This window comes from Lentisphaera araneosa HTCC2155 (assembly GCF_000170755.1).
Classification (GTDB): domain Bacteria; phylum Verrucomicrobiota; class Lentisphaeria; order Lentisphaerales; family Lentisphaeraceae; genus Lentisphaera; species Lentisphaera araneosa.
Genome location: NZ_ABCK01000001.1, coordinates 85,663 through 109,732, shown reverse-complemented (window position 1 = coordinate 109,732; position 24,070 = coordinate 85,663). Strand labels below are relative to the sequence as shown.

General features: G+C 41.3%; 11 protein-coding genes and 1 pseudogene. 1 reads left to right on the top strand and 11 read right to left on the bottom strand.

What is annotated here, in order from left to right:
- Positions 1-13: 13 nt before the first annotated feature.
- From LNTAR_RS00380 to LNTAR_RS24740, 4 genes are all read right to left on the bottom strand, one after another.
- Complete coding sequence (locus LNTAR_RS00380) at positions 14-4,687, bottom strand: hypothetical protein (RefSeq protein WP_007276612.1); 4,674 nt, start codon at positions 4,685-4,687, stop codon at positions 14-16.
- The gene (locus LNTAR_RS00375; protein ID WP_007276611.1) at positions 4,684-7,155 is read right to left on the bottom strand and encodes a hypothetical protein; all 2,472 of its coding nucleotides are present in this window, start codon (positions 7,153-7,155) and stop codon (positions 4,684-4,686) included. The genes LNTAR_RS00380 and LNTAR_RS00375 overlap by 4 nt, the downstream gene beginning before the upstream one ends.
- A 255-nt stretch (positions 7,156-7,410) precedes the next feature.
- Positions 7,411-8,808 carry a DUF1501 domain-containing protein gene (locus LNTAR_RS00370; protein ID WP_007276610.1) on the bottom strand — a complete coding sequence of 466 codons (1,398 nt, stop codon included), beginning with the start codon at positions 8,806-8,808 and terminating at the stop codon, positions 7,411-7,413.
- 11 nt (positions 8,809-8,819) lie between these two features.
- Positions 8,820-11,621 carry a PSD1 and planctomycete cytochrome C domain-containing protein gene (locus LNTAR_RS24740; RefSeq protein ID WP_007276609.1) on the bottom strand — a complete coding sequence of 934 codons (2,802 nt, stop codon included), beginning with the start codon at positions 11,619-11,621 and terminating at the stop codon, positions 8,820-8,822.
- A 105-nt stretch (positions 11,622-11,726) separates the two neighbouring features.
- Here LNTAR_RS24740 and LNTAR_RS00355 point away from each other — a divergent pair, with 105 nt between their 5' ends.
- Entirely contained in the window at positions 11,727-12,455 is a 729-nt protein-coding gene (locus LNTAR_RS00355) for an AraC family transcriptional regulator (protein WP_007276608.1), read from the top strand.
- Between the two features lie 148 nt (positions 12,456-12,603).
- Here LNTAR_RS00355 and LNTAR_RS00350 read toward each other — a convergent pair whose 3' ends face one another.
- The 7 genes and pseudogenes from LNTAR_RS00350 to LNTAR_RS00320 form a co-directional block, all read right to left on the bottom strand.
- Entirely contained in the window at positions 12,604-14,007 is a 1,404-nt protein-coding gene (locus LNTAR_RS00350; RefSeq protein ID WP_007276607.1) for a DUF1501 domain-containing protein, read from the bottom strand.
- A gap of 4 nt (positions 14,008-14,011) precedes the next feature.
- Complete coding sequence (locus LNTAR_RS27805) at positions 14,012-16,399, bottom strand: PSD1 and planctomycete cytochrome C domain-containing protein (RefSeq protein WP_007276606.1); 2,388 nt, start codon at positions 16,397-16,399, stop codon at positions 14,012-14,014.
- A 268-nt stretch (positions 16,400-16,667) separates the two neighbouring features.
- Positions 16,668-18,086: a DUF1501 domain-containing protein gene (locus tag LNTAR_RS00340; protein WP_007276605.1), complete on the bottom strand. Its 1,419-nt coding sequence runs from the start codon at positions 18,084-18,086 to the stop codon at positions 16,668-16,670.
- A 2-nt stretch (positions 18,087-18,088) separates the two neighbouring features.
- Positions 18,089-20,362, bottom strand: a pseudogene (locus LNTAR_RS00335) (PSD1 and planctomycete cytochrome C domain-containing protein).
- Positions 20,363-20,546: 184 nt separating this feature from the next.
- On the bottom strand, positions 20,547-22,133 hold the full coding sequence (locus LNTAR_RS00330) for a LamG-like jellyroll fold domain-containing protein (RefSeq protein WP_007276602.1): 1,587 nt from the start codon (positions 22,131-22,133) through the stop codon (positions 20,547-20,549).
- Positions 22,130-22,648 (bottom strand): sigma-70 family RNA polymerase sigma factor, encoded by a 519-nt coding sequence (locus LNTAR_RS24730; RefSeq protein WP_007276601.1) that lies wholly within the window; start codon positions 22,646-22,648, stop codon positions 22,130-22,132. The genes LNTAR_RS00330 and LNTAR_RS24730 overlap by 4 nt, the downstream gene beginning before the upstream one ends.
- Before the next feature lie 501 nt (positions 22,649-23,149).
- The gene (locus LNTAR_RS00320; RefSeq protein ID WP_007276600.1) at positions 23,150-23,977 is read right to left on the bottom strand and encodes a sugar phosphate isomerase/epimerase family protein; all 828 of its coding nucleotides are present in this window, start codon (positions 23,975-23,977) and stop codon (positions 23,150-23,152) included.
- Between the last annotated feature and the right edge of the window lie 93 nt (positions 23,978-24,070).

Sequence of the window (24,070 nt, the reverse complement as noted above, 5' to 3'; positions counted from 1 at the left end):
CATCAGCCGATGATCATTCCCAAGTGGAGAGTTTGAGTCGCCATTTTTCGATGATGACTTTAATCTTGGCTTGTTGAGTTTTGTAATAAATGTTGGCAAAGACTAAACAGCCGCCGATCAGTAAAATACAGCTTCCTAAGATGGCCATACGTGACCCCCTCTGCAAGTCAATTAATAGGCGTGTAAAGATTGACAGGAGATCGATTAACAAGCCCGCAAAGCCAAGAATGAGATAGAGGCGGATTTTCCATAGCGAACCAAAAGCCATCGCCAATAAGCATAAGATAATCACTGTTAAGTTGAAGCCGATTGAACGAGGTTCCGCAATGACCGCATAATAGATGGAAGTCGACACCATCATCACCAAGGTGAGCAAACGTATAAGGTTCCTTCTTTCTTTTGAAATACTATTTTGCATCAGTTGCAAGATAATCAAAACACCAACTCCAGACGGAATGATATAAACGTGCAAAGTTCGTAAATCGAGCTTGTTCCACAGGGTCATTGAGGTGAAGGCCACATAACCTATCATGGCAATCAAGTGATAAGGTGATTGACGATCCTCTTTCCCTAGGAAAGAGAAAACCAAGCTATTCACACCAATAATCATCAAGGTATAATCGGTTCCTAAACCATAATAAAATGATTTCCCAATGGCTAATAATGGCATTAGGAATAAAACTCCCAACAAGGGATTGCGCATCTTATCTTCGTTTTTGTCCACAAAGGGTTTTAAACCCGCAATTGTCAGAGAAACGAGCAAGCTACTCCATATATCATATTCATCCCTCCACAAGTTTGTCGCCATCACCATTTGATGACGTAAAAAAGCCATGAAAATCAGCAGGGAATAAGCCATCATATAATAGGCTAATTGACTCTGCTTTTCTTTCCCCTTATAAAACCACAAGACAACTAAGCCCCCGTAAGTACAGAGTAGTAAGATAAATTGTTGATCAGTAAAAGCCTCGCCAATAAACAGTAGCAATAAAGCGGTCGTTAATAAACAGAGGCTCCATAAAATAATATGGCTAATACGTGAAGAATTTTGCTTCCAAACTAAATAGATTAAATTCAAGACTTTGTAGCGCAGCCCAAAAAGCCTTTCAATTAAATCACTTTTTTGTTTAGCCAGATAAGGCATGAATACGGCCATAAGAAACAAGCTAAAGAGTGCCGCTGGCAAGGCGGCCTTTTGGAAAAGGCCTCCCCTTTCGTCATAAACTTTAAAGTAAGCCAAATAAGCGGGAACTAACAGGTAAGTGAAGGCCATGATTTTTTCGATTGGATTCTTCAAGTACTCGCGTGGATAGGCAGTGATTAAACTAAGTGCAACGATTAACACAACAACCGATAAGGAGGTGTAGGAATAGACTTCATGATAAATCACATGGGGAATCAGCAAGGCTATGAAAAATAAAGCTATTGGCCAACATTTTTTACTGGGGATATTATTAAATTTATAGAGACTATAAAAAGTGAAGATTCCCCACAGAGCCGTTATTAGCCAAATAACATCATCGGCATTTATATAACTCTCCATCAAGAAACCTGCGTGCATCGCAAAAACAATTTCACATAAAGTAATTAGGCCATAGAACTTTGATTTTTTTCTAAGGCTCAGATGACCTACTACGGTGGCACTCAAAAATAAAACGGGAGCAAATAAATGACTTTGTCCCCAAGTGTCAGTCAATGCCACAAAACCCATAACTTGAGTCAGGATAATCAGCCAAGCACCCCAAGTTTTTCGCAAGCTTTGCCAATCATCTTCACTTAAATTAGAAAAACGCATAAAGTAACTGCGAAGCGGAGACTTTTCATAATTGAGCAAGACCCATGCATGAGCATTAAACACAGCTAAAAATGACGCTTTAATCGGATTCTCAAATGGACTAAAGGATGGCGCCGCTGACAAAGTAAAAAAGACGCCTAAGAGCAAAGCTAAACCACCGTAAAGTGGCAAGTGAATTCGTCCGCCTAAGGCATGCAATCTAAAGAGGAGTAAGCCATAAACAATTAATGTCGGGGCATTGCTATGGTAATAAGTATTATCCATCTGAACTTCAGGATAAAAAGTCATGTGTACAAAGCCTTTAAAGACGTAGAGAATCAAGAGCACAAGTATCAGTAATGATGAGGAATTGCGGTAGACGTGATGGGCTTTTCCTTGTGAGTTATACCACTCGGTCATGTAATAGAAATAAATCGCGGGTAAACCAAATGCGAGAATCGCAGTTTGCGGACTGCGCATAAAGGGAATCATCAGAGTCAGGCACCAAAAACTCATACTCAGACCAAAGTGATAAACACCTTCAAAAATATCGACGTACTTTTCTTCTCCGTCCTGAGGCTTCCTCGCAGCACTTCGAAAGTATAGCGCCGCTAAAAATGCCATCGCACCCGAGACAAAAAAGCGGAAGGGGCTCACCGTATTGAGGTTCGGGTGACTCATATAATTCCCCACAAGAAAAACAAGAACTAAGAGCGAGAGCACTAAGCCACTATGCGCTAGTAAGGATTTAAGCACAGAATTTGGTGAATACTTTCGAACTAAGCTTGTGATCAAGAGAGTCAAACCTATCCCCAAACAGAGTAAATGGATTTCGGATAAGCCTCGGTCACTTAAATAGTTTTTTCCGAAACAACGAACTAAATGGATGTTGGCTAAACACAAGCTGATAATTGCCAAGAGACTCACTTCCCACTTTCTCCATGCCCAGGCAATGAAACAGAGCGTGGCTGTACTCACATAAGTCGCGACAAGTTGTTCACTTTCATTACGCCAGTAAATAAGATGAAGGAAAATGGAAAGTTTTGTGACGAGGATAGCGGCCAAATATGGATAGCTTTCAGATGTACTTTTGAAGAAATCTAAAGCTTTATCGGTTTGTAAGAACGTTTTATGTTTCTTCTCTAATTGGATGAAAGCATAGGCGATCAAAGCAAAGAACAAGGCTCCAAAGGACAAGCGCAGGGGTTCTAAGATCAGCTCAATTTGATCGAAATTGAGGTAGGAGTAGAAACTGACCCCAGAAAAAGTAAGAAGGATTTTTGATTGGTTTTCCACATAAGCTAAAAAGAGCAAAAGACTCGTCAAAATCACGAAGATAGAATCAAGCGATGTACCTTGTGCCACATACGGCAAGGATGCAGTAAAAAACACTAAACTAGAAAGGCTGGCCATGGTTAAAAAGGATTTGAAAAAGGCTCGACACTCTTCATAAAAACCATCTAAACGACTGACGATTAGATGAACGCCTAAACTGGCTAAACTCAAGTAGAGTCCTGGAATGAAATATGCCTCATAAGAGCCATTTCCAAAAGAAGATGCATAAGCCCAAGTCAGTAAATACAGATTGAAGCCATAATGGGTTTTGCCTTGCGCTTTTAAATGCCATAAAAATTGCCCCGCCGTAAAGACTAAGAGGTAATTCGATAATCTTAACTCACCAAAGCCCAAATAATTAATAATCAATAAGGCGGAGCTCACATGGCTCAAGCCAGACAAAGTCAGCTGAAATTTCTCGACAAAAAGCTTGTTTAAATAGGGATATCTAAGACTCAAACCATAAGCAATCAAATAATAAGCCTGAAGAATGAGCAAGGTATATAAAGCGGGTTCAGTCCAATGAAAAACGTCTCTAGATAAATCAAAGACAAAACACAGACCTAAGCCCAAATAAATCCACCCTAGATGAAAGAGCCAAGTCAGTTTTTTCTCTCTCAGATATAAATACAAACTAAAGGCACTAAGAGAACAGACAAGGAGCGCAATGGCTCCTTTCATTTGCACTCCACCCGTACTCATTTCTTGGCGGATAAGGTTAAAACTCGCCGTTTTAATCAATAAAAATGCTGCCGAAGCAATTAAGGGCAAAGTAAAAAGTGTGTAATCATAGCGACGCAGGGGAAAATATGAGCTCATCATAAATTTATCCCCCTCACTTAAACTCTTTAGCTTCTCTTGTTTTCTAAGCACGAAACTAATGCCGATCATTCCCAAAGCTGAACAGGCACTACCTAGCCCGGAACCAAAACCTAAGCTATCAAAAGTCGCTCGAAAATTGGCTTTTAATTCTGGGAATAAAATCACTGCAATAAGCGACGCCATGAGCGAAGGAATAATTGAACGAGAATAATAACTCGCCACCACCAAGACCGCAGTCATTAATAAGGGCCCCGTATAATCCATAAAGCCTTTGTACCACTCTGGATCAACGGGAACATGACGCTCAAAAAAGAGGCGTATAAACATAACCACAAGGGCTAAAGTTCCATAAAACCATAACACAGTCGATCGCGCTTCTTTGAGTAGATGGAAAGGAACAAAACGCACCGCCAATAACCACAATATCGACAAAGTGGCCAAGCCAAAGACTAAGGTATTGCCCTCGAGTGTCCCATTTTTTAAATCGACACAGCCCATGTAGGGAAGACAAAGGGCAAAAATAAACATTCCTATGTGAATCCACTTGAGTTCTTCATCTCGGTAAGCACGGAACATGAACATACAGGCGGCAAATATCAGATAGAGCGAAGTTAAGACCAGTGAGTTTTGGAAATGCAATTGTTTGAGCATAGCTAAGACCACAATGGCTAACAAGACCACCACCTGAGTGCTCGTACATGCGCGAGCATAAGCATAGAGCTTGATCTTGCGGAAGTGAAAAGTAATGAAGCTCAAGAATAAGACGTTAAGACCCCGAGACTTGGCAGATAAACTTGGTTGAAACCCTCGAGTCCGCCAATGGAAAAAAAGGCTATACTCAATAAACTTATGGTGATGTAATAATGAACGTGCCTCTGACGGTGTAGCGACTGCAAAAACCACACATAAGAAGCGATAAATAAACAAATAATGCGAGACGTACTATTGGGAAAACTCATCACCAAAGCCACCACAATCAAAGCATAACCCACAAAGGACTCATCTTCTTGTTCAGATTTAAGGCGAGTAATCAGTTCTCCACTACGACGCTCCAGCATCAAGATCAAGCCCCCCGCAACTACTAAGAGCGGTGCATAAGTATAAATCTCTGGATAAGTGTAAAACTCTGAAATACTACGCAGATGGCTGTGGACCCATAGAAAAACTTGCACAAAACTCGCCGCAATCATTAAAGTGAAGAACCAAATAACTCGGCGATCCACTTGGCTTTTCATTTGCTGAACTCGCAAAGAAAAAGAATGAAATGAGTAACTCAACAAGGCGAAACCCAGATAAAAACCAGTGCCCAAAATCATTAATAAAGTATGCTTTGACTCTAAACCAATGATTTGAGTGATGGGTGCCAACATGACCAAGCTATTGATCACCAAGAGTGTGCGTGGCAGTAAGGGATTGAGTTGCGGAGAAACAGCCATACACCAACGTTTTAGGCCCAACCAGGTTAAACTTAAATAGAGCGCGGCCATCACGGGAATTAGGAAATGTTTATAGCTCACTGCCGTATCGGCAGACATCAGCGCTACCGCCATGAAATTAATCGGGAGTAACTGTATGGCGGCTCCCCTTAAAATCGTCGCCGAACTAGTGAACTCCTTTCCCTTACTCTCGATCCACTTTCCTAAATACGCTAAGCCTATTGTAAAGGAAGCCAATAAACTCGGCATCAAACTGTAGCGAAACAACCAATGCTTATCCCATGTGAAATAAGAGAGAATCAAACTCCCCGCAATGAATAGCATTAACCCCGCTATCATAAACCAGTTCTCATTGATGAAGGGCTTCATGTGCTCCTGCCAAACAGAACTTTTCTTCTCTACTTCTTTAGGGGCTGCTTTAAGGGGATCTTTTTCAAAAACTTCTCTTTTTGAAGTGACTTGGGCCTTTTCATGACTCAGCTTTTCTCGCTCTTCATTACTTGGCTGAGCGATTCCTGCTTTTTCATCTCTTTGAGCTAAGTAATCCTTTAAAATGATTTTATCTTTACTAACTTTCTCAGCTGGCTGCCCTGCCTCATTTGATTTTGCGACTTCCGCAATCTTTCCAGCAGCTTCACTTTCTATAGATTGTTCTTCTTCAATGGAGACTTCACCCTCAATCCCTAAAAGACTATTTTGCTCTTTTTGCGGAATAAGTAACTCGGCTCTATAACGCTCGATGAGTTCTTGGAAATTGTTTTTCTCGGCTTCCTCTAAGCAAGATTCTTTCAGTAGATCAAGTAGTTTATCGTCGGCTTCACCATGATCCATACACCACATATAGAGCAAGCGTATGGGGTGTTTTTTACTCAGGTAGTTGACGCGTTCGACAAAACTTAGGTACTCACCTTCGAATTTATCCGACAAGACCGCCCAGTCCTTGAGCCTGTAGGAAGCGAGATCACCAAACTTCATCGTTAATAGCAGTGAGAATTTTGATTTGTCTTCAGCTTTTTGCCACAGAACTTTTAATACGCTTAAAACATCTGAACTCGGCCATTGAAAAATAATATCAAGTAAACCATCAAAAAGTTCGCCACCCTCACCTAGGTAAACAGTTAAAGCATCTAAAAAAACTTTAGGGCTAGAACAGGTAAATGTATCTTCTTTAGCATTGAGAGCAGATAAAGCATCGTCGAAAGACTTGACGTAAGATTCTTGGCTCTCTTGTTTCAGTTGACGCAGTTCGACTCGCAAGTCGTCACTTGCTTGATGCCAAGAATAAGCCACCAAATTTTCAATATTGAGAGCAGATAAAAAATGTTTATTCTCAGTAAAAAAATTAATTCTATTTAAGCTCTTGTTCTCGACATGAGCAAAAAGAATGGGGACTTCATGCTGCTTCTTTAAAAGTGAAAAATAATCTTTGAGTAAGACACAGGCATCATCTAATTCACTATAAATGCCATGCTCTTGATTATTTTTGGCGATCTCTAGTGGCAAGCCTTTAAATTGCTTGGCAAAATAAGCTTTATCTACCGAGGAGATTTGATTGAGTTCATAGAATTTCTTGGCGTCTTCTAAACGATTATCTTCTAGTTGCTGACAAATTTCTTGAAAGGCACTACCCGGAGTTTCCTTGAGTGTTGCTAAGACATCCTCGAGATCTAAAACTTCCTCACTCAAGCTCTTAAAGGCGGGAATAAGTTTTTCTTTTGAAACCTTACCTGTCGTCAAAAGATAGACGAGGCTATCTAATACTTCTTTATCTGATTTTTGCTCTCCCAAAAATATCCCTCACCAATAAATTAATAAAACTTATTACGATTATCCATAAAGAGAGGAAAAGCCCCTAATTGCCTGGTTAAGGATTGGCAAATCCTTACTGGGAGAGCTCGAGAGGGACAGCGTCCTTCTCGTATGCGAAGCATCATGCCCCTCATTGTGATTAATCATGAAACTTATTATAAGCTCCTAATATCCTTTGTAGATATAAAAAAATCAATCAAAGCCATAAGCCTAATCAATAATGGTCATTGAATCTTAACTTAAGAGATCAGCTATTACAGAAGCATGGTCAACGCCAGTCAGTTTATTATCTAAGCCTTGGAAGGGAAAAGTGAAGCGTTCGTGGTCAATCCCTAGGTTATGAAGAATCGTCGCGTTGAGATCGTGAACACTCACGGGACTCTCCACAATATTATAGGCGTACTCATCTGTCTGACCATAAGATTGACCTGCTTTAAAACCACCACCAGCTGCCCACATGGAGAAGCATTTACCATGGTGATCACGACCGTTACCAAGTTTACCTTGGGAATAAACGCTGCGGCCAAATTCGCCACCCCAGACAACCATGGTTTCGTCTAATAAACCACGTTGTTTGAGATCCGTCACTAAGGCCGCAGATGCTTGATCGGTGTCGAGACATTGTGCAGGTAAGTCTTTTTGTAAACTCCCATGTTGATCCCAACCGCGATGAAAGAGCTGCACCATGCGAATCCCACGTTCAATCATGCGACGAGCCATGAGGCAGTTGTAGGCATATGTCCCCGGCTTGCGTGCTTCTTCTCCATAGAGTTGAAAAGTTGATTCAGGTTCTTTAGAGATATCGGCAATCTCCGGTGCCGATTCTTGCATGCGATAGGCCATCTCATACTGCTCAGTGCGAGTGATGACTTCTGGATCTTGAGAGTTTTTATAATACATTTCGTTGAGAGTCTTTAATGAGTTCAACATGGAACGACGACTCGAACGTGTGATGCCCTTGGGGTTTTGTAGATATAAAATGGGATCACCTGTACTGCGCAACTGAACACCCTGATGAACTGAGGGTAAAAATCCACTGCCCCAAAGGCGGGAGAAAATTGGTTGACCAGGTTTCTTGCCATTCCCCTGAGATAAAAGAATATTATAGGCTGGCATATTTTTATTTAAATTTCCTAAACCATAACTCATCCATGCCCCGAGACTAGGTCGACCTGGGATTTGTGATCCCGTATTGAGGAAAGTAATACCAGGATCGTGATTAATCGCCTCGGTATGCATAGATTTAATCACAGTGATATCATCAACAATATTGGCTGTGTAAGGAAGTAATTCACTCACCCAAGTTCCACATTGACCACGTTGCTTAAACTCTTTGATGGGCGCACAAACAGGAAATGATTTTTGCCCTGCAGTCATGCCCGTTACTCGTTGCCCTTGGCGAACTGAGTCTGGTAATTCTGTGCCGTGAAGCTTTTTCATTTCGGGGTGATAATCAAACAAATCAATATGGGAAGGCCCACCCGATTGACAGAGGTAGATGATTGATTTTGCCTTGGGCGCAAAATGAGGGAGTTTATGCTTTGCGTTTCCCGCAAAGGAAGGCTGACTAGCTGCTAAACCACCAAGTGATAAAGCTCCAGATTTCATAAAGTTTCTTCTATTAAGTTTCATATCTTATCCTCTTAATTGCGCGTCATGCTTTCACTAAGGTTAATCATCATGGAAGCACTTACAATTAAGGCCCCAAGGTCAGCATCATTGCCAGCTTCTATCATCTTTTCTAAGTGCTCTTTATTTTCCGTATAAAACTTCAATTGCTTTTCATAGTTTTGTTTTATCAAATTAATTTCAGCACGATTGGCTAAGCGTCCTGTAGCTAACTCAAAACCGTAAGTCAATTGTTCTTCAACTTGCTCAGATTTTGCTTTCATGCGCTTGGCAAGAAAAGTTGCTGCTTGCATGAACTGTGGGTCATTCAGCATCACTAAGGATTGCAGCGGCGTATTCGTTTGCTGACGTCGCACTGTACAAACTTCTCTATTGGGAGCATCAAACGCTGCCATGGCTGGATGACCCGCGGTTCGTTTAATTGCTGTATACATGCTTCGCCGCAAGGCCTTGCCTTCATAGTAAGCTTGAGAACTAAAACCTCCGCCACCACCATGACCGAAATGACTTATCTGAGCCCAAAGCCCCAAAGGTTGCACAGGGTGAACACTTGGCCCACCTACTTTATGATTCAACAAACCCGAAATCTCTAAAGCATTATCTCTCACCAGTTCAGCTGACAGTCGGAAACTTGGCGCTCTGTGATGGAGACGATTGTAGGGATCAACTTTTGCGGCCATCGCATTATATCTTGAGCTTTGCTGATAAGTTGCTGACATCACTATTTTTTTTATTAAACGACGTATATCCCAATCATTTTTACGGAAATCAAGAGCTAAGACGTCAAGCAATTCTAAGTGGGATGGATACTCACCTTGAGAACCAAAGTCCTCGCTGGTTTTCACGAGACCCGTGCCAAAAATCATCTGCCAATAACGATTAACCGCTACGCGTGCCGTTAAAGGATTATCTTCCGCAAGAATCCACTGCGCTAAACCAAGGCGATTTTTCGGATATTGTTCGTCAAAGGCTAGGATTTGTCCCAATGCAGCGGGCTGCACTTCTTCACCCAATTGATCATATTGCCCACGAATACGGATGTGAGTTTTCTTAGGTTTCCAATCCATAATCATGACAGAAGTTTTTCCTGATTTGATCTGAGCATTTAGGACTTGAATTTCCTTATCTATATTCTGCACACCTTTAATAGATTTAAATCCCAAATACTGCTCCTGTTTTTTTATCTCCACCTGAAGTTCTTTGAGTTCAGTTATTCTTTCATTGTAGGCTGCAAGCATTTTATCTTTCGACATTAAAGCGGAATTGACTTTTAGGATGGGATTGGAATTCCCTCCGCGTCCAGCGCCCATTCCGCTTTCTGATGAATTGTTAAAAAAGGCGTACATCGAGTAGAAATCTTTTTGCGAAATAGGATCAAATTTGTGATCATGGCATTGGGCACACTTAGTTGTCATACCTAAAAAGGCTGTAGAAACAGTGTCCACTTTATCGTTGTGATAAAAAGTAATGTACTCTTGGGGAAGCGTCCCACCTTCGTGGGTATTCATGCCATTGCGTAAAAAACCTGTAGCGACCACTCTTTGAATTTCATCTTGATTCAACTGAGGTTTTTCCTGTAGCTTTAGCACTGTATTCCATGGCGCTGAACCATAAACTTTGTGTTCCGTGGCTTTAAGCCATTTCCCATTGTTAAATTGAACATCCCATGATTTATCGCTAACCACATAATCATTGTCGAGTTTGAGTACGGCGACAAAGCCTCCCAAAGATGCGACGTTTTCTGCCTTAACTAAAATGTCATTCCAACCAACTTTTAATTGTTTAGTGATCTCTACAGACATAGGTTTAGTCCATAAATCTGAGCCCCCCAGCTTTTTGCCATTAAGAATAAAAGTAAACTTGTCATCACAACTTGCATTCAAGTGGGCTTGTTTGGGCAAGCTGTCCAAATGGAAACGTTTTCTTAAATTGATTTTTTCGTTTTGCTTAACTTCCTTTTTCCATATCCACGAGGTCTTAGGCATTTCTTGAATAGGCTTCTTCACCAACAAATCCCCAGCGACTTGCTCAGTTACAAATTCGTCATAAGGCTTGTTATCTATAAAGGCTTTAATGACCCAATCGCGCCAAGCCCACATATCGCGGTGATCATCTATGGAATAACCATTGGTGTCGGCGTAACGCGCCGTATCTAACCAGTCCAAAGCCAGCCTCTCTGCATGAGTATCCTTAGTTAAAACCCGATCAACCAATTTTTCGTAGGCATCGGCCGATTGATCATTCAAAAATTCCTCGACTTCAGTTAAAGAAGGTGATATCCCGGTCAAGTCTAAGTAGAGGCGACGAATCAATGTTCTTTTATCGGCCTTTGCTGCAGGACTTAAACCTTTCTTTTCTAATTCAGATAAAACGAAGCTATCAATCTGATTTTCGGGCCATTTATCATTTTTCACTTGGGGAGCGGAATGTTGTTGAGGCTTTTGAAAAGCCCAATGCCCTTGATATTCGGCTCCATCTTCAATCCATTGCTTAATGATGGCAATTTCTTCCGCCTTCATTTCCTTTTTAATATCAGGTGGTGGCATGATATCATCTTCATCGTCACTGATCATGCGCAAATAAACATGACTGGCCATGGGATCGCCGGGCTTAATTGCCGTCTTGCCACGTCGCGTTCGGTAGGCACCCATTTCGCCTTCTGTGATATCCAGCCTTAACTTTTTCTCTCGACTCTCTTCATCGGGTCCATGACAATGAAAACAATACTTGGATAAAATAGGTCTTACATCGCGATTAAAACTAAGTTCTGCGCTCAATGAAGACGCCAGTAAAAAAACACTTAAAAACTTGTACATTTATTATTCCTGATAATTAACTTAATAATTACTACTCCCTTTTAAACGGATAAACTTGGACACACCCCCCAAACACTTGTATATTTTCAGCATAATGAGGTTTTTATGAACACAGATTTTTTCTCCCATGCTAAGCTTGACGACTTTATCCAAAATTTTTTCGATCAAGCTCCTGATCTTTTTGTCTTTGCTAAAGACAAGGACCTGCGCTTTACAATGATGAATAAAGCCTTGCTCAAGCAGCTAAACCTAAGCTCGGAAAGTGAAGTCCTCGGCAAAACGGATGCTGACTTTTTCAGCCCTCACCAAGCTGAGCTCTTCAATAATGAGGACCAAGAGCTTTTTCGAACTGAAAAACCCGTTCTCAATCGCACCTGGGCCATTGATAACCGCAGTGGCGGTGTCGACTGGTATATATCGAGCAAATATCCTCTGAATAATAAACTTAATGAATGCATCGGCTTAATCGGCGTCATGAGAAGCACCAATAAAGTGGGCGCCTACCTCTCGCCCTACGCTCAGTTTTCACCTGTATTTAATCATATCAAGAAGAATATCTCACGACAAATCGAGATCGATGAACTCGCTCAAATCTGCAATCTTTCCATCAGCCAATTTGAACGAAGATTCAAAACAACTATGGGTAGCACGCCACTTAAATTCATCAATAAAATGCGCATAGATCGTGCCACAGAACTTTTAATCAAGACGCATGACACCCTCTCATCGATCTCCTATGATTGCGGATTTTTCGACCATAGCCACTTCACAAAAGTCTTTAAAAAAATTAAGGGTAAATCGCCTTCCCAATATCGTAAAGAATATCTTAAATGACTTTAAGTCATGCCTCTTAAGCTCTTTTAAAATGGGTAATTATCGCTATTTTTACCCATATCCCACTAATATGTCCTTGCATTACACACCTTAAGTCAATCTAAAATATCAGCAGCCTAAGCCCTAGTTAATACCGAAAAAACTATCTTTAAGCTAATATCCCCTGAACCACATTAGCTGGATTCACACCAGTGAGTTTCACGTCGAGTCCTTGGAAAGGGAAGGTAAGTTTGTGGTGATCTAAGCCGAGTTGCCAAAGCATGGTGGCGTGTAGGTCGCGAACGTGAACGGGCTTGTCGACCACATTATAACTAAAGTCATCGGTTTCGCCATAGCTAATACCAGCCTGTATACCACCCCCAGCAAGTAATGCCGAAAAGCAGCGTGGGTGGTGATCGCGCCCGTAATGATCTTTCGTTAATTTTCCCTGACCATAAGTTGTACGACCAAATTCACCTACCATCACAACTAAGGTATCTTCCAGTAAACCCAGTTGCTTTAAGTCTTTGATAAGACCTGCAGTGGGATGATCTACGTCACGACATTGACCATCCATGTGAGTTGGAAGGTTACTGTGATGATCCCAGCCACGGTGAAAGAGCTGAATAAAACGAACATCGCGTTCGGCCATTCTACGTGCTAAGAGACAGTTTCTCGCATAGGAACCCTGATTCATAACTTCCGGGCCATAGAGGTCGAGAGTCGCTTTTGACTCTTTACTGATATCAGTCAGTTCCGGTATAGAAGTCTGCATGCGGTAAGCCATTTCCTGCTGAGCCATAGTGGTTTCAATTTCCGGATCGTGAAGTTCATTAAAATGCTTTTTATTTAAGCGCCCTACTGTATCCAACATGCGCCTACGCACGGAAGGACTCACACCCTTCGGATTTGAAAGGAATAAAACAGGGTCGCCTTTACTCTGGAAAGATGTTCCTTGGTGCTTAGAAGGCAGACAGCCACTACCCCAGAGACGTGAATAAAGTGCCTGGACATTTGTCTTACCACTCCAGTAAGCCGATGGTAAAACAACGAAATCAGGAAGATCCTTATTCATCGTTCCCAGACCATAGCTAAGCCAGGAGCCCATGCTCGGATTACCGGGAAGTTCAGTTCCTGTACAAAACATGGTCTTACCAGGGTCGTGATTGATTGACTCGGTATACATCGATTTAACTAAGCAAAGATCATCCATTACCCCGCCCAAGTTCGGAAGTAACTCACTCATTTCGATGCCATTGGAGCCATAGCGATTAAATTTAAACTTAGAGGAGGCAATGATTTTTTTGGCATTCTTGGTCATGGCCGTAAAGCGCTGGTTGCCTATGACCGATGGAGGAAGTTCTTGACCTGCAAGTTTATATAAATCGGGTTTATAGTCAAAGAGGTCCAGCTGACTTTGGCCACCCGCCATAAAGAGCATTATAACACGCTTGGCTTTGGGCTTGTGATGAAGCCCTTTAACTCCAGCTGCTTGCAAGTTTTGAGGAAGCATACCACCGATAGCACCCATGCTCATGGCACCTAAAAAAGATCTACGTGAAAATTCTGGCATCTTCTTACTCCCTATTCTTTGTTATATCTAAATTGTAAAGGCTGTTGACCATCATGGTCCAGGCTGCGATTTCATCTTTATTTGCGGACTTGGCAAAACCTAAGTTTGTTGCCATTTCATTTGCGGATTTCGCATCGTCTTCATAAGACTTCTTGAGATCATTGATCAACGTAGTTAAAGCTTTAAGCTCATCACTATCTGCTACTTTGGAGGTAACGCGCTCGTAAGCATAAGCCAATCTTTCCTGATCAGAGCCAAATTGTTTAGCTAAAGCATTCTGAGCTAATTTAGAAGCCGCCTTGAGGTATTCGGGTTCATTAAGAAGAAGCAAAGCCTGAAGTGGTGTATTTGTACGCTCTCTGCGAGCGACGCAATACTCACGACTGGGCGCATTCATAATGGTCATTTGGGGTGGTGGCATGCCTCGACGCCAATAGGTGTAAACGGAACGGCGATAAATGGCATCTCCACCATCCGGCTTGAAGCGTTCATTACGCATACTCACGGCTGCCCATAAGCCATCGGGCTGAGGTGGCTTAACAGACTTGCCATACATTTGCGGATTCAGCAAACCACTGCTCACGAGAATATTATCGCGAATCATTTCTGCATCCATGCGGTAACGAGATCCACGAGCTAACAAACGGTTTTCAGGATCTTCCTTGTACTGTTTTTCATTGGCCAGAGAACTCTGCTGATAAGTGGCTGACATGACGATGCTTTTCATTAATTTCTTAATATCCCAGCCAGACTCTACAAATTGGATTGTCAGGTGATCCAATAATTCCGGATGACTTGGCGGTGTACCTTGAGCTCCAAAATCCTCTGAAGTTTTAACTAAGCCAACACCAAATATCTGCTGCCAGAAACGGTTAACTGCAACACGTGCCGTGAGTGGGTTATCTTTGGCCAGGAACCAATCAGCCAAATCCATGCGAGTCGTGAGTTCATTTTCTTTTTTAATCGAACCAAAGAACTCCGGAATATCGCGTTCAACGACTTCGCCTTTTTGATCGTATTCTCCGCGATTGAGCATGTAGGAGGGTTTAATTTTTTTGCTTTCCCTCATGACCATGGCGGAATTTAGCGTATGAAAAAGCACATTGTATTGATGTTCAGTTTTTTGCAGTTCTTTAATCTTATTCTGCATTGCTGTTTTCTTAGTTGCATCTTTTTCTCGTCTGACTCCTCGACGAAGTTTATTGAGCTCAGGAGCTACAGCATCATAAGCTTTTTTCAAACTTGCTAACTTTTTCTTTTCCTCATCGGTACCCAAAACGATGTAAGGTTCCTGCAAACCATTTTTTGGTCCACCAATCGTTTCCGGATTACCATCTAAATTATTAAAAAATGCGAACATCGCATAAAAGTCTTTCTGAGAAATAGGGTCAAATTTATGGTCGTGACAACGAGCACACTGCATGGTCAGCCCCATAAAGGCCGTACTTACCGCCGTGACCCGGTCAATGACATTCTTTGTATAACTCTCTTCAGGAAGCGCTGTCCCCTTATCGATAATCAAATGAAGACGATTAAAACCCGAAGCAATAAATTGATCATCAGTGGGCTTTTCATAGAGATCACCCGCAAGCTGATATTTTAAGAAATCATCGTAGCCCAAGTTTTCATTAAAAGCGCGGATTATCCAATCGCGATACGAGATGATATTGCGGTAAAAGTCCTTGTGCATACCATTGGTATCTGCCGCACGCACAAGATCCAACCAATAACGTGTCATGTGTTCACCATAGGCTGGGCGGCTCAATAAATCATCCACTAAATTTTCGTAAGCCTTTGGAGATTTATCATTAATAAATTTGTTAATCTCCTCAGGTGATGGAGGCAGACCAGTAAGGTCAAAACTTAAACGGCGCACTAAAGTTCTTCTCTCAGCTTCTTCACTGGGACTTAAATTATTTTCATCTAAGATAGCGAGGATATACTTGTCTATATCCGAGTTTCCCCAGTCAGTTTTTGGTTTGGCTGGACTTGTTTTTTTGGGGAGTTCAAAAGCCCAAAAACCTTCGTACTTGGCGCCCTCTTCGATCCATTGCTTGATGAGAGCTTTTTCTTCATCCGTGAGAGGCTTCTTATGGGAATCCAATGGTGGCATGATGTCATCTTCATCATCAGTAATGATGCGCTGCCATACTGTACTCTTTTCTAAGTCTCCTGGAACAATGCCAAACCTTCCTCGGCGTTCACGATAGGCTCCATCATCGCCTTCTGCGATATCGAGACGAAGTTTCTTTTTACGGTCGTGTTTATCCGGTCCATGACAGTGAAAACAACGATCCGATAAAATGGGTCGTATATCTTGATTAAAATCAATTTCTTTGGCGACAAGGCTGCTACAGGATAATGCAGTAACAAAGATGAGTCTTTTTAACATAGGTTTTGGGCTCCGATTATACGGTTATATAAAATCTCTTTGCTATATATCCCGTGTTTTTAAGAACGATTCCCACCTAGTGACTAAAAAAATATTATTTTTTTTGAATGCTTTGGTAATGGTTCTCTATTTCCTGGGCACTTAGGGAACGATTATAAAGCATTATTTCATCAACACTATCGATTAATTGCTAGGAATTATTATAAAAATTCATCCAAGTAAAAACAAGGAACATGTTCTTTTCTTTCATAGTTCCAATGATTTTTGATCAGCTCAATAAATCGTGAACCACGTGACCATGAACATCCGTTAATCGAAAACGACGTCCTTGAAATAGGTAAGTCAATTGTTCGTGATCTATCCCCAACTGATTAAGAATTGTGGCGTGCAAGTCGTGAACGGTAACTTCGTTTTCTGCCACGCTATAACAAAACTCATCTGTTTGACCGTAATTTAAGCCAGCCTTAAAGCCGCCACCTGCGACGAGCTTAGTAAAGCTCATGGCGTGATGATCTCGCCCATAAGATTTTTTTACTTTGCCATCTTGGCTAAAGGCTGTGCGTCCAAATTCGCCACCCCAAACAACAATCGTATCATCGAGTAAACCGCGCTGTTTTAAATCTGTGATTAGTGCTGCACTTGCCTGATCCACTTCTTTGCATCGTTTGGGCAAATGTTTTGGAAGATGAAAATGATGATCCCAACCTGAATGATACAGTTGTACATAGCGAACATCACGCTCCGCAAGACGACGTGCCATAAGGCAATTAAAAGCATAGGTCCCCGGCTTGCGGGCATCTTCACCATAGAGTTTAAAGGTGGATTCAGGTTCATTTGACAAATCACTTAAGTCGGGAATGGAACTTTGTAAGCGAAAAGCCATTTCGTATTGAGCAATGCGAGTATCGACTTCCGGATTTCGGCTTCTTTTCAATTCTTCCTGATTCAGTTCTTTAATTAAGTCGAGATGGGCTCTTTCATCTTTTAGAGATTTCCCAGATGGGTCATTGAGGTAAAGGACTGGATTCTTCCCCGAACGCATGCGCACACCTTGATACTTGCCGGGTAAAAAACCATTGCCCCACAAGCGGGAATTGAGGGGTTGCATATTCCCTAAATCACCTTTGGAGACCAACACCACAAAATCTGGTAAGTTTTTATTCATCGAACCAAGTCCATAACTCAACCATGAGCCCATACTTGGGCGTCCGGGCAAGTTATGTCCGGTCTGCATAAAAGTCATTGCCGGGTCGTGATTGACCGGTTTAGTACTCACACTGCGAATGGTACATACATCATCAGAGATTTTTGCCATATGAGGAAGTAGTTCACTCACCCAAGAGCCGCATTCGCCATGTTGTTTAAAGGAGTATTGGCTTTTTATAATTGGCTGAATTTTGCCTTTTTGAAAACCTGTGAGTTTTCCTTCTTTTTTTACGAACTTAAAAATATCCTGACCGTGAAACTTATTGAGCATGGGTTTGTGCTCAAACAAATCCATTTGCGACGGTCCCCCTGATTGAAAGAGGTAAATGACTCTTTTGGCTTTTGGTCTTATGCCATGATCTATGGGCAATTGACGATCATTGGCAAACAAATTCCCCAGAGCCATATATCCCAATCCACCGGCACTTAATTTGAGAGCTCGACGACGATTCATCTTCTGTAATTCTTCATTGAAATTCATCATCACTTCCTTGTAAGAGCTTCATTTAAATTTAAAATGGCATGACAGCAATCTGTTAAAGCAGCTAATTCAGCTGAATGTAAATTCGGGTCCAATAAACTTTCCCCCACAGACAATAATTTTTTCACAGCTTCGGGATGCTTCACATAATGCTCTTTTCTTCTTGCGTAATACTCCCCTATTAATTCCAACTCTTTCTTTTCTATGGGACGAGTTAAAACCTTTTGAAAAACCGTTTCTATAGCCTTGGGGTGACGGTAATAATCACTCGCCAGGTTTCTCGCAGCTTCAATAAAAATGGGCCCATGAAGAACCGCCAAGGCCTGAAGTGGTGTATTGGTCGACTCTCTCTTTACTGCGCATACATCGCGACTTGGTGCATCAAAAACAGCCATAGCAGGATGTAGAACTGCACGTCGCCAATAAGTGTAAAGACTCTTACGGTAGAGTTCTTCTCCCTTTGATTGCTCGTAGATCTCGGCATGGGATTTCGGCGCATTTAAATCTTCCCATACACCGTCGGGTTGATATGGTTTGACGCTTGGACCGCCAACTTTCGTATTCAGCAAACCACTCACAAATTAAGCTTGATCACGAATTTGCTCGGCCTCTAAACGAAAACTGGGGCCGCGAGCCAAAAAACGATTCTCTGCATCTTTAAAATCAGTTCTAAAATAAGAATCCTGACGATAAGTTGCGGAGAGAACAATCTTCTTAATTAAGTGATGCAAATCCCAATTATTTTCTCTAAAGTCCACAGCTAGCCAATCCAGCAATTCTTGATGGCTAGGTTCATCGCTTTGCAAGCCGAGATTATCCACACTTTTTACGATACCAAGGCCAAAAAACTGCTGCCAAATGCGGTTGACTGTGACTCGGGAAAACAAAGGGTTTTGCGCTGACTGCAACCATTTAGCCAAACCCAAGCGATTGTTCTGATAGTTCTCAAAAGAATTGAGCACCTCAGGTGTATCCGGCGTAACTTTTTTCCCGGGTTGATCATAGAGTCCCTGTTTGAGGATAAAGCTTTCACGTGGTTGATCCTTCATGATCATGACACGTAGATCTTTGCTATTATTCTGCTCTTTTAAATTAATATAGGGATGAGCTGCCTTTTCCTTTCGGCCGTTTTCACCCGGAGCGCCTTTTTCTGAACTATTGTTAAAAAAGGCATAAAGCGAGTAATAGTCCTTCATACTCAAAGGATCGTATTTGTGGTCGTGACAACTGGTGCACTCCATTGTTAAGCCCAGAAATAAAGTTCCTACTGTGTGAGTCTTATCTTTGGCGTAATCCACGCGGTACTCCTCCTCAATAATTCCGCCTTCAATTGAATAGCCGTGATTGCGTAAAAAGCCAGTGGCAATTAATTGATCTTGACTGGGTTTTGGCAAAAGATCCCCGGCCAATTGTTCTGTCACAAATTCATTCCAAGGCATGTTTTTCTGATAAGCTTTAATCACCCAATCGCGCCAAGGCCACATGGTTCTGGCGTTATCAAATTGATAGCCGTTGCTGTCGGCATAACGCGCGTTATCCATCCAAATATTGGCCATGCGCTCGGCGTAATGAACTGAATTTAAAAGACGGTCAACAACTTTTTTATAAGCATTGCTTGATTGATCTGAACGAAAGTTCTTAATATCTTGTAAGCTTGGTGGTAGAGCTGTTAGGTCTTGAGTAACTCTGCGCAGCCAAGCCACCTTGTTGAGCTCCGGATTAGGCGTCAGACCTTTATTTTCCAACTTTTCTAAAACAAAGGTATCAATTTCATTTATTACCCAGGACTTGTTTTCGACTTCGGGCAATTTAACTTTTTGGGGCGCCACAAAAGCCCAATGCTTATCATATTTTGCGCCCTGCGCAATCCAGTCGTATAAGAATTTTTTCTCTTTATCATTGAGGGATAAGTGAGAATCAATGGGGGGCATGATCTCATCTTCATCATCACTCATAATGCGTTCAATCAAAGAAGACTCATCGGGTTTACCCGGAATAATGGCATAACGTTCTGAACTCGATATGCTCCCCGGTGCTTTCCCCTGAGCTTTGCGTTTAGCTGCCCTGACTTGATACTTGACTTCACGCAAGTTGGCAAAAGCTCCTTCGGGAGTATCCAACCTCAAGCCCCCTTCCCACAACTCACCAAATTCACCGCCATCAGGCCCATGGCAAGCAATGCAGCGATCCGATAAAATAGGCTGAATATCTTTATTGAAACTTATTTCAGCACACAAACTTGTTGTGAATAATAGGAAGAACAAAATTTTTTGCATTAAAAGGAACCTTATTTAATCAATATAGATATAAGGCAATTATTGACTTCGTACTTGCACAAATTAACTTATTACTTGTATATTTTACGCATGACAAGATTTTTTTGAACAAAGATTAAGCTCAGCCTCCTAGCTATATATCTCGCACTTTTTAGAGCGATTCCCACATCGTGACTAAAAAATATTATTTTTTTTGAATGCTTTGGTAATGATTCTCTATTTCTTGGGCACTTAGAGGGCGATCATAAAGTGCGATTTCATCAACACTACCGTGTAATTGCCACGGCTGTTTATGATAATCCATCTGACCAACAAAAAACTGATAAGGCTTATCACCACTTCCTAGGTCATGTTCAACACTATTGGCCAATTGACCATTGACATAAATATCCAGGCTACTTTTATTTTTAATACAAACGAGATGGTACCACTGCTGCCCTTTATAGGCCTGATTGGCATAACAGTTGACTCCATAATTCCCCGATCTTGCAGGAAAGCGTGAAGCAAACCAAAAATCATAAGGACTGTGGCGATTAAATGACCTTTGAGGCGTTAGCCCAAAATAGGCCAAGTGCTTAACTGTTTGATTGTTTTTAGGTTTACCTAAGGCCACGAGTGATGCAAGCGCCATCATGCGTTTGGAGCGCTCGAGCGGCTTGACCCACATTTCAATAGAATGCCCTTGGCTATTGATGTTTTGAATGGGTTCTTCTACAACAAAAGAGCCCTTTGTACCTTTATCAAAAACTAAGGAACCCTTTTCTACTTTTGCTTCTCCCATGAGTGTCCCTGAATACGATGTGCTCATTTCGTTTGGAATGAGACCTTTATCTTCAGCATTAAAGCGCCAGTAAGCAATAGGATCTGAACTATGTACGGCATCAACATAAGCCTGGTTTATATGCAGCCAAGCTTCCGGGCTTTCCGCCATACGAATAAAGTTTTTTGTATCTTTAAGAGTTTTAAGAGTGCCACTCCTTGAGTCTATGCTTACAGCATCTTTAGCATAGAGATTGCTATGCTTTAGGGTGTTGCCATCAGGCCCCAACAAGGCACCAACGACTTCGCCTTCGTAAACAAATATTTTGCTTTCTCCCTGCTTATTGACATTGAGGGCAAACTCAGTACCTAAATCTGTAATAAGAGCTTTGGGTGCATCAATGGTAAAACCCTGTGCTGCTTCCGGAATACGAGCTGCCAACTGACCGTAACTTAGAGTGGCAGAATCCTGATCGTTCAATTTATATTCAGCGGGACCAACAAGTTTAATTTCCGCACCATTCTCATACTTTAGGTTGATCGACCCTTTCTGGATTATCAACACTTCTTTACCTATAGGGTCCCCCACCTTAGTCTCAGCTTTACTCCATTCTATATCCTCTGAAACTTTCAAAACATGCGCAAGAACAAGATCTGAATCAACATTGACAACTTGTTTGATTGGCTGGTCGCGGGGCACCAGGTAATTTATAGTAATAAAAGCAATAAGGAAGGCAGCTACAAGCTGAAAGAGCCTTAAGCTCTTTTTAAGACGATTAACCGTCTCAGGTAGATCTTCTTTGATTTGTGGCTTTGTCTCAGAATAATGACTTAGTAAACTCGAATCCTGATGCATCTCCATATCAATTTTAGTAATACTGAGATACATATCAAGAGCTTCGGGCGAGTGTTGAAGCAATTCATTAAGCTCATTCATTTCTTCGCTTGTGATATTTTCATCAATCAAAGCAGAAATGAGGTGCTGAGTACGTGTTTCGTTAAATTCCTTCATATTCCAGCCTCCTCCTGACGAGCTTTTTGCATACATTTGAAGAGCTTAAAGCGAATGCGCTCAAAAGCACGATAAATTTTCTTTCCTTTTTCACCAAAGTGATCGTTAATACTTTTGATGGTCATCTTTTGATTATAGTGCATATCGACCAGCTCTTTTTCATTAAGTTCGAGCTGATTTGTACAAAACTTCAGAAAGTACTTCTGATCATTATTCTCACTTAAGTTATCTTCACATTCTTTAGCAATAAGTTCCAGCGTTGTCTTACAAAGGCGATCAGCTTTCTTTTGCCGATCGCGAAATTTCATCACTTCGAAATAAGCGAATCGCAGCGCCCAGTAAATAAAGGCCTGCCTGGGGTCGTAACTCTCAAATTTCCGCCAAAGAGCTGAAGAAGTTTCCTGAAGAATATCTTCCGTATCAGCATTGTTGTGACAAAGCGAATAAATATACTGCCTTAAATCTGATCTGTTTTGATCCAGTAGAAGGGCAAACTTGTCATGCTGATTGTTCATAAAACTATTCTTTGGTTTTTCATTAATTTAATAATAAAGCTTTCACTTAAATATCCCTGTATTTTAAAAGCTTTTCCCACCAAAACCTGAAAAAAGTTATTATTTTTTCACCTGATTTGAATTCAATACATATAAACAGTTCAAATTTAAACCTTAATTATCATGCTTAAAATCGCATTTAAAGTCAGATCGACTATTTAATCTATCTGTAAATTAAAAAGTAGAATAAAGCGACAAGTACTTTCTCGACCGTCTTTTTAAAACTACGACAATGGTCATTAGCTTTTGTCTCCTGACCTTTAACTCACCCCTCCCCTTTCTACCCTGTGCCCTAGCTAATCGCGCTACATTCAGTTCACGCTTGATGACTTCATCGTCATGCCCAGTCTTATTCAATCAAAGTTTGGGCAGTTCTTTTTGCAAAAAAAGTGAAAGCCACGAGGATAAATTTGTCCGCATTAATTATACATATAAGATTTACAAAAAAGATTATACCCTAAACTAAAAGTGTTTATATCGCTTTTGTAGCAACTCCAAGATGTGATGGTTTACGTCCCAGAGGTTTGTTATTGGTTCGTTGCTTAGGGGAAGTGTGGGCATATAACCCGCAGGTCCAAATTCTGGACAAATGTAAAAATTATCGACGCGACGCTTTTTATTAAGGTCGACAATATGATCCCACCAAGTAAAATGAGCTTCCATTGCATTTTTGTTGTGAGGGCAGCGAGGGTCATTAATTTGTGGCCCCTGTTCATGCCCTACTCTTGCATGAATATAATCGCAGCGCTCCATGGTCTTCTCCAATCGCTCCTGCTGATTTTGTAAGAGTGATTCGTGAACACAGCACCAATGAGAAAAGTCGGCATTGAGACGTAATTCTGGAATCTCTTCCATCATTTCGAGAGTTGTGTTAATAGAGAAGCTAAAGCGACCGCGATGAACTTCATGAACGACTTTTAAGTCAATTGCATCTGCATAAGCATTAATCTCACGAATGATTTTTGCGTTTTCCGCAAGAGTGAAGTAATCTTTCCCTGTATGCGGATTCACAAAAATTGCATTGAGTTCTTTGTGATTATCTAGTTGTTCTTTGGAGTAATCAATATGATCTTGAACTGTCGCTGTAGTTCTAAATAAATCCGAATGCTGCTGCCCTATAAACTCAAGTTCATATTTATTTAGAAGTTCTTTCATTTCGGCACGTTCATCTGCCTCAAAAGAAGCGCGAACTTCTATGGCGTCAAAACCGCCCTCTTTTATCTTCTTTAAGTTTGCTTCAAGGGAATGTTCGGCCATTCCCCATAAACCACGTACAAATTTAAATTTCATTATTCCCTTCTTGTATTCGTCATTAGCTATCATCAAAGGAAAAAAGAAGGTAATTTCTCTCAGAACTAAAAATAAGTCGGAAGTCGGAAGTCG

Bases quoted from the DNA above. Each gene is read 5' to 3' on its own strand.
- LNTAR_RS00370 (WP_007276610.1), bottom strand. From the start codon at position 8,808: ATGAAACTTAATAGAAGAAACTTTATGAAATCTGGAGCTTTATCACTT.
- LNTAR_RS24740 (WP_007276609.1), bottom strand. From the start codon at position 11,621: ATGTACAAGTTTTTAAGTGTTTTTTTACTGGCGTCTTCATTGAGCGCA.
- LNTAR_RS00355 (WP_007276608.1), top strand. From the start codon at position 11,727: ATGAACACAGATTTTTTCTCCCATGCTAAGCTTGACGACTTTATCCAA.
- LNTAR_RS00350 (WP_007276607.1), bottom strand. From the start codon at position 14,007: ATGCCAGAATTTTCACGTAGATCTTTTTTAGGTGCCATGAGCATGGGT.
- LNTAR_RS27805 (WP_007276606.1), bottom strand. From the start codon at position 16,399: ATGTTAAAAAGACTCATCTTTGTTACTGCATTATCCTGTAGCAGCCTT.
- LNTAR_RS00340 (WP_007276605.1), bottom strand. From the start codon at position 18,086: ATGAATTTCAATGAAGAATTACAGAAGATGAATCGTCGTCGAGCTCTC.
- LNTAR_RS00330 (WP_007276602.1), bottom strand. From the start codon at position 22,133: ATGAAGGAATTTAACGAAACACGTACTCAGCACCTCATTTCTGCTTTG.
- LNTAR_RS24730 (WP_007276601.1), bottom strand. From the start codon at position 22,648: ATGAACAATCAGCATGACAAGTTTGCCCTTCTACTGGATCAAAACAGA.
- LNTAR_RS00320 (WP_007276600.1), bottom strand. From the start codon at position 23,977: ATGAAATTTAAATTTGTACGTGGTTTATGGGGAATGGCCGAACATTCC.